Below are 6,621 nucleotides of genomic sequence, written 5' to 3'. Positions count from 1 at the left end.
ACTGATACATGGACCCAAAAAGCAGATATGCCGACACCTCGAACGGCTTTGGCAGTAGGCGTTGTGGCTGGAAAAATTTACGCCGTTGGGGGGACCTCCAATGTGCAAGGTCCTGGGCTAACAACCGTTGAAATATACGATCCCGACAAGGACACATGGACAGAAGCCCCCGAAATGCCAACGGCGAGAGTGTTCTTAGGGGTTGGCACTATTGCGAATAAAATCTATGCTGTTGGGGGTGTTGCAGAAGGGTTAGGGCCCGCGATTCTTCCAACTGTTGAGCAATTCGCTCCGAGCGGTCTGAGCGTAGCAGTACTGGATAGATTTCTTACCATCTGGGGTAAAATTAAGAAAACCAATTAGTATTACTCTGCACATTTAGCATCAATGACGAGGTTCCGAAACGCAATATCCAGATTATCGAATTGTGGACAGAATAGGCGCGGTTGAAAGACCGCGCCCTTGCGGTTAATATCCCCACGGTCTCGCCTGCTTGACTGCGAGTTTGCCGTCGCCCGTAATCTTGAACTCAATTTCCATGGCGAATTCGTTCGTCGGGGAAGTCGGTGTGTAGAGATTCCTGAATTTATTATGTACCATCCCAAGATAGAAACTAAGTTGGTGTAAGTATTCATCCTTTAGAATCCGTTCGCCATTCGCCGTTCGATTGGATGTCGTTACGACCCTATAATTATTACTATCCCACCAATCCAACAAAATCTCCTCAGGCACAGATTGTTCTTCAGGATTCGTCACGAGGTCTTCCCCGACTTGGGTGTTGAGGTAATAATTCCCCTGCGTCTGATAGACGACATCATCACTTACAGCCACACCATTTGCTAATTCGCTTTCAAAATTGGGATGGATCAGCACTCCCATAGCCGTAACGAAAGGGTCAATACGATAGAAATCACGTGCCTCAAACGCCCGGAAATTCCAGAGACTCGCAAACACCTGCTTAATCGATTTGGACAAATGCCCTTCGTTCGGGTGATGTGTATAGGAGTCGTATAAACCTGCGCCGCTGAAACCGGGGAGATCCTCGTTGTTGGTACTGGAACGGCACCGGAGAGATGTCCCTTCTGGAAACGCGTTGTGTAATTTCGAAAGTGCGTCCATCATCCATGTCGGCATCTCACCCTTTTTAATTTCTGCTCGAAACTTTTTCAGCGCAGCTTCCTTCGTGTCGTGATCACTTAGAAACTCTGCATCTTTAAGCAACGCTTCAAGGTACTCATAGAAGTCGTTGTGCTTCATGAATTCGTCGTAGAAATAGAACGGTATCCCGAACCCATTCGGAACAGTCCCTTCGGGAAACCCAAACGTCCGCAGTGTTGCGAGGTTCGCGGTTTTCACACCGAAGCGCGCCGCGTCCGTAAACCCGATGTCGTCCAGCGGTAGAATCTGCTTCACAGAAAGGTCGCGTTCAGGTCTTTGCACCTTTGAAGGACGTAAATCAACGAAGTGGGTTTCCACCTCTTTAAGCGTCGCCTCCCTAATTTCAAAGCCGTCTGCGTTCACCGCATAGTAGACATACTTACCGATGAGCGGTGCAATAGAATTGTTCTCCCACGCCTTGGTGATGAAGGCATTGGGGACTTTGTCTTGAATAGCCCGGAGGTTGACGTGCGAAAGCGGCGTTTGTCGAACCCCTGTAATTACCCCAGCAACCCTTGGCATCTCGTTTGGTAATGTCTTACAGATAACAATGTCCCGAACCGCAGGACGTTCACCTATCTCCAATAGACGTAGCCGCCCAAATGACGAGGTCTGATTCAATGGAAGGTAACCGATGTTCGCGTAAAGATCATCCTCAAAGTAAACAGGGAATTCCGCAGCGTCATAGCGTGCTTTCTCGCGTTCATAAATCCCGACTGCTCCCCACAATGGGCAATAACCGAGTCTGTTTTCCAGTATCGGCATCTTCGCCACGAGCAGATCATGGGCAAGTTTGATCTCTTCAAACGGGAATGCGTCATTTGGATTAAACTCAAAGGTATAGACCCCGGGTTCGCCATTTGGAGACGTGAAAAGTGGACGATAACTCAACACCCCGCGCATCTGCCCTTGCCCTCGTCGCAAACCCGCAACGCGCATGAAGGCACCATGTGAACGATGCGTCTCTGTATTCATGAAGTAAAGTTCTGGGTTCTGAGTATGTGTTCTTTCAATCTGAAACTTTACAAATTCAATCCCGATAAGTTGGGTATCAATGCGGACTTCTGTGCCTTGATACGACAATTTTTCAAAGGTCTCTCTGTCAGGAATCGTGGCTGTGCCGTCCTTGAATGCGACCTGATCTGGATCCAAGCGTGGTCCTGTAGGCTCTCTTGAACCGCGTCCCCAACCGCCTCCACCTCTACGGCGAGATCTATCTCGCTGCCCGGTGCGCATCTCGCGAATCTGACTCTCACTGAATTGGGTGCCTTTGGCATCTTCCAGCCGCATCACCCTTACCATGAACTCCTTTTCGGATTCACTGAGCTCAACGTCTCGGTCAAAATCAAATCGCTTCTCTACCTGTAAGAGCTTATCTTGTGTCCAAGTGTTTAGGACAACTGCCATTGAAAATACCAGAACACACAGGAAAAGGGTTATGATAATATGTTTCCGTTTCATCTGTTTCCTCTCTAAGCATTGGGAATCTCTATGGGAAGCACACGTTCTTTACTTAGATTAGGCAAACAAGGGCTGAATTTGTTCAAAAAAAATACCTACCTTTTATATTTCCCGTCTTTGCTAAATGTGTTATGATTCAGATAAGGTTTTATTTGCTATCAGGAGATAAATTATGCCATTCAATATGTTGATGTTTACGTGTGCGATCGCCGCGCTGCCAGAACCAACGGTGAATCCGTCGGTCGCCGATCCAATCTTGCTCGCTCACCGCGGTTTGGTGGAGCACGCGCCTGAGAACACGCTACCCGCTTTTGCCGCAGCCATCGAGTTAGGCTTATCAATAGAGTTGGATGTCTACCAGACACGCGACGAGCACCTGGTGGTCATTCACGATAAAACTGTGGACCGCACGACCAACGGCACGGGTGAAGTAACCGAAATGACCTTGGCGGCAATCCGCGAACTGGATGCCGGAAGTTGGTTCGACCAGCGTTTCAATGGCGAGAAGGTACCGACATTAGAAGAGGTTTTCAAACTCATTCGCGAGCGTCAGCGAACTCAGGTGACCATCGCACTGAATATGAAAGTTATCTCGTCGGGGATTGAGAAGAACATCGTGCAACTCGTCGAAAAATACGGACTGTTTAATCAACTCTGCGCCTTCGGTCAGCCCAGTGATTCGAGTCGTCGCTTTAAAGAAGCCAATCCAAAGTTACAGACCACGGTATATCTAAATAACAGTGAAGCCGATCAGTTTACTGCAGCACTGCACGATCCACTCGCAGACTGCTTGTGGGTGCATTTCATGCCAAATGCAGAAGCGGTGGAACAGGCACATAAACTCAGTAAGCAAGTCTGGCTCGCCTTGCATATCGGTGAGAAGCAACCCGACATCTGGGACAAAGCCCGCGCCATCAAAATCGACGCTATCTGTACCGATTGGCCGCTGGCGTGCAGTCAATATTGGCGTCTCTCTACGAAACCCTCCGATTTTTGACGTTCGTTCAACCCCGATGCCCCTACCAAACGCGCACAGATAATAACGAAGTTGATACTCTTAAGAAGCTAATGTTCAGTTTTCAATTTCGCCCAAACCGTTGCCAGTTTTGCTTGCGGAGACACCGCGGCAAAACCGAGTGCCACAGATAATCCACTGTCCGCAATCGCTTTCACATCAGCATCCGAGAGTGCGACATTGAAAAATGCGATCTCATCAATGAGACCGGTGAAAGCCTCCTGCTTGTCGTCTCTGGAGCCAATATACTTTGGACCTGCTTTAAATGGACCTGCGGCGGCATTAGATGCTTCTTCTTCGCCATCAACATAGACCTTCACTTCTTTACCGTCATAAGTCCCCGCAATCTGATGCCACTTATCATCGTTCAACAAGGATTTCGACCACGTATTATGGGGAATCGGTTGGGCACACTGTCCAGCAAAATTTAATTTGTGGTCCCTTAATGTCAGGATAACGTCGCCGCAGGGACCTACGATGATGTCAGACCATGCGGGGGCGGCAGGTGTTTTAATAAAAGCAACGATCGATACTTCGTCTTCATAGTCAGAAAAATCACCGACAGCAACATGCGCACCACCTTCAAACTTTAACGCGCCTTCAAACTTGCCATCGACCCATTGGGCATCAACAATCTTTCCATCATTGCCATTCTCGGAAGCATCTTTTGCCTCACCGCCTTTCCCTTCATCAAAGAACCATATCCCCAAAAGTGCGTTCGCATCGAGCTTGGCAGCACTTAGATTCGGAATCATGAAACTGATGCAGATTAGGGTTGCATATACCAAAATTGCTTTTTTTAATTGGAAGACTCTCATTTTTAACTCCATTTGTAAATGTAGGGGTTAATCGAGCGTAATTCCATCACGGATTACACTGTCTTTTGGCACGGACTCTTGAATTCAATTAGGTTCAATAACGAGATAACTCACACTCTTCGCCTCCATCTTAATTGGAATCTCAACGTTGTAATTCCGGTCGATTTTATAGTGTTGGAACGCCCCGTCCGCTTCACGAATCTTCGCAATCTCAGACACTCCAGTATAATAGAGTGGTAATTTCAAAGTGGTCCGCTGCACCCTCCGCGTCGGATTATAGAGCATTGCGAGTCCACAGGGCGTGATTTGCGCGTTGACGTGAAGCATACAATCAATAGAGCGACCATCTGGGCGCCGCACGTGAATCAGGTCAGATTCCAGTATTGGACGATACTTTTTGTAGAAGTCAACCCATTTCTTAACCACCGCTTTCGTCTCTTCAGTATCAAAGAGCCGGGGACCGCGATAGCATGCAATCACGCCACTGCCGAAATTCTGTGATAGATGTGATTCATAGTCATCAAGATGTTCACAAAGCGGTTCAAACGTTGCGGCTGCTCCACCGCCGTGATACTCTACCAACGGAACGAACATCCACCCCATACTGGGTGTCTTTTCATACGTCCCATCGTAGATATTCTGCCGGGCAATTAGAATTTGTCGCTCGCGGGGCAAACTGAAATTCGTTTCGCGATACCCCATACCGCATTTGTTGGAACCGTTGAGGTAATACTGATCTGGCGAATTGATATAGATACCGCGTTTTCGGCATTCGTGGTAAAAACGAACACACGCTTCCCACTGGCGCAACTGCGAATCCGCTAAACCGTTATGATGTTCGTGCGTCGTTGCCGCACAGACATCCCCATGATACGGACCATCCGTCTCTATGACATCCATTCCGGTTGCATCCATGAAATTCAGCACCCGCTGGAAATAGCCATCTGCCCATCTACTGGCGAGGCAAGCACTTTGTCCAAATCGACTTCCGGGTTTCCCAGTGTCTGGATCAATACAGTTGAAGTCCGCGCCCACATCCCGCGAAGCACACATCAGTGTATAACCTCCGAGTTGAATCCCTTTGCTATGTGCGTAATCGGTGACTCCCTTCAGTGTAGCGATGTATTCCGAGTCTTCGCTCTCAATATTGAATCCACTCCCAAAGGTCATAATCACCATTTCAAATCCGACTTCTGCACACTGATCAATTGCCAAACGAACCGCTTCAGGGTCGGCACTTCGAACGTGCATGAGGATTGGATTCTCTGTGACCTGTGGTGCGACCGTGCGATACATCTTGCGGCGTGCGAGTCCTTTTCGTTCACGATCATCACTATCCTGCAGAATCTCGAAGGTACGAAAACTCTTGAAAGTCTCTTCGGGTTGAAGCAGTATCCCAGGACCGAGCGGATAACGACTTGTCATTAACAGCGGCATCTGATAGCGATAATCGACCTGTGTCTTGTAATCCGCATCTGGACCCCACTGTGTCGTTTCCATTCCACTAAAAGCATAATCACTTTCGACATACAGCCGATGCTTTTCCTGTTCGTTGACGGCAAGGATTTCACAGCTTAACGCATCCAGTTGAATCGATTTTTGTCCGTCATTGTGAATCGTGATCCACTTAGACGACACCGGAATGCCTTGGTAGAGTTCATAATGGACACAAACCCGAAGGGAGTCAACAGATGGTGGCGGTGAGAACACAACCGTCAGTGTCACACCCTCTGACGGATACACTGATGGTGTCGTAGAACGCCTGCGGACCCACGGGTAAGGGGTATCAGGTTCACCGACTCTATATTCGCAAAATTGAAATGCGTTCGGATCACTGGTCAAGTCCGAAATCCAATCCGAATCAAGATAGGCGTAATCGGGCTGTCCTTTCAGTCCACCGACCTCAAACGGGTGTCCGTTAATCGTAAGCACTGCCTCCGGTTTAATGCCACGGAGGAGACTGCTACCCGTAATTTGATTGGTATAATCGACCGTTGCGAAATTAGGTGAAGTGACGAATGTCCGCTCAATGAGCCCATTACCGAGAATAAGCCGATTGTCTGCTTCTTTTACCGAAGCAGGCTGCGGAAAAGGGTGAATCAACCAATCATTTTGCTGTGATGTGTACTGCATATAAAGTCCCTATTTCGTTGTTTTGTGTTTGACATG

The 6,621-nt window shown here is 48.3% G+C and carries 5 protein-coding genes; 2 read left to right on the top strand and 3 right to left on the bottom strand.

The features are described 5' to 3' along the window. Positions 1-27: 27 nt before the first annotated feature. A complete protein-coding gene (locus F4X88_01105) occupies positions 28-363 on the top strand; it encodes a hypothetical protein (GenBank protein MYA54868.1) in 336 nt (111 codons plus the stop codon). A gap of 105 nt (positions 364-468) precedes the next feature. Here F4X88_01105 and F4X88_01100 read toward each other — a convergent pair whose 3' ends face one another. After that, complete coding sequence (locus F4X88_01100; GenBank protein MYA54867.1) at positions 469-2,619, bottom strand: hypothetical protein; 2,151 nt, start codon at positions 2,617-2,619, stop codon at positions 469-471. Positions 2,620-2,791: 172 nt separating this feature from the next. Between F4X88_01100 and F4X88_01095 the strand changes: the two genes are divergently transcribed. Beyond that, positions 2,792-3,616 carry a hypothetical protein gene (locus F4X88_01095; GenBank protein ID MYA54866.1) on the top strand — a complete coding sequence of 275 codons (825 nt, stop codon included), beginning with the start codon at positions 2,792-2,794 and terminating at the stop codon, positions 3,614-3,616. Between the two features lie 68 nt (positions 3,617-3,684). Here F4X88_01095 and F4X88_01090 read toward each other — a convergent pair whose 3' ends face one another. Together F4X88_01090 and F4X88_01085 are read right to left on the bottom strand one after the other, a co-directional pair. Then, positions 3,685-4,464 (bottom strand): LamG domain-containing protein, encoded by a 780-nt coding sequence (locus F4X88_01090; protein ID MYA54865.1) that lies wholly within the window; start codon positions 4,462-4,464, stop codon positions 3,685-3,687. 72 nt (positions 4,465-4,536) lie between these two features. Continuing rightward, the gene (locus F4X88_01085) at positions 4,537-6,585 is read right to left on the bottom strand and encodes an alpha-galactosidase (protein MYA54864.1); all 2,049 of its coding nucleotides are present in this window, start codon (positions 6,583-6,585) and stop codon (positions 4,537-4,539) included. Positions 6,586-6,621 lie beyond the last annotated feature (36 nt).

The organism is Candidatus Poribacteria bacterium, assembly GCA_009839745.1.
Classification (GTDB): Bacteria; Poribacteria; WGA-4E; order WGA-4E; family WGA-3G; genus WGA-3G.
The sequence above is the reverse complement of the archived record's forward strand: the minus strand, read 5'-3'. Positions and strand labels throughout refer to the sequence as shown.